This window comes from Sulfitobacter sediminivivens (genome assembly GCF_042611115.2).
GTDB classification, from domain to species: Bacteria; Pseudomonadota; Alphaproteobacteria; order Rhodobacterales; family Rhodobacteraceae; genus Sulfitobacter; species Sulfitobacter sediminivivens.
This window is the reverse complement of sequence record NZ_JBHGAR020000058.1, coordinates 1-1,002: the sequence shown is the minus strand read 5'-3', so window position 1 is coordinate 1,002 and position 1,002 is coordinate 1. Positions and strand designations below refer to the sequence as shown.

2 protein-coding genes are annotated in these 1,002 nt (G+C 54.1%); both read left to right on the top strand.

Going from position 1 to position 1,002, the window contains the following annotated elements:
* Window positions 1-97: 97 nt before the first annotated feature.
* Window positions 98-250, top strand: a complete 153-nt coding sequence (locus ACEWL3_RS20600) for a hypothetical protein (RefSeq protein ID WP_435001628.1) — start codon at window positions 98-100, stop codon at window positions 248-250.
* Window positions 214-1,002: IS110 family RNA-guided transposase (locus tag ACEWL3_RS20595; protein WP_435001627.1), on the top strand; the 789-nt coding region annotated here is incomplete at its 3' end. The genes ACEWL3_RS20600 and ACEWL3_RS20595, both read left to right, overlap by 37 nt.

The window sequence follows — 1,002 nt, the reverse complement described above, 5'->3', positions numbered from 1 at the left end:
CCGCTATGCGGGATGGGGTGGATGGCTCCTGGTTCACCCGGCGTCGCAATGCGCCATAGTGCAGTTGTTATGAACTGCTTATGAAAGGAGCCACCCAATGCAAGTTACCACAATCGGCCTGGACTTGGCCAAGAACGTCTTTCAGGTTCACGGCATCACGGGATCACGGCAGATGGAACGGTTGCATTTAACCGCTCTTTGCGGCGCGCTCAGATGTTTACCTTTGTCCAGAAACCTGAGCCTTGCCTGATTGGCATGGAGGCGTGTGGGTCCAGTCATTATTGGGCACGTGAACTGAGTAAACTTGGCCACGTCGTGAAGCTGATCGCGCCGGTTTATGTGAAGCCGTACATCAAGCGCGGAAAGTCCGACGCGGCAGATGCAGAGGCGATTTGCGAAGCTGTCACCCGCCCAACAATGCGCTTCGTTGAGGTCAAGTCACCTAAGCAACAAGCTATTCTATCGATTCATCGCGCGCGGGATTTGATTGTCCGGCAAAGGACCCAAACGATTAACATGCTGCGTGGTTTGTTGGCACAGTTTGGGATCATCTTCGCTCAAGGTGTGGGACATGCAGTCCGGTTCGCAAAGCGTGCCCATGAGGGGTATATGCCAGACCTGCCACAAGCTGCGTGTGATGTCATTGTTGACCTGAGCGAGCAAGTGTTGACTCTTCATGCGCGGGTCAATTGGTACGGGCGTCGGATGGCAGTAGCCGCAAGGTCGGAACCGCGCATAACTTTACTTGAGACGATACCGGGCATTGGCCCGATCACCGCATCTGCAATCGTGGCGACCGTCGGAAGTGGAGAACAGTTCCGAAGTGGAAGAGATTTGTCGGCCTGGCTGGGGCTAACGCCAATCAATAAATCGACAGGCGGAAAAGAGCGCTTGGGACGCATATCAAAGATGGGCGACCGATACATTCGACGGCTTATGGTCGTTGGCATGACATCCCGCATGAAACAAATCAGAGAAAATCCTGAGCGATTTGATCCTTGG

Coding starts and splice junctions, on each gene's coding strand:
- ACEWL3_RS20600 (WP_435001628.1), top strand. CDS start 98: ATGCAAGTTACCACAATCGGCCTGGACTTGGCCAAGAACGTCTTTCAG.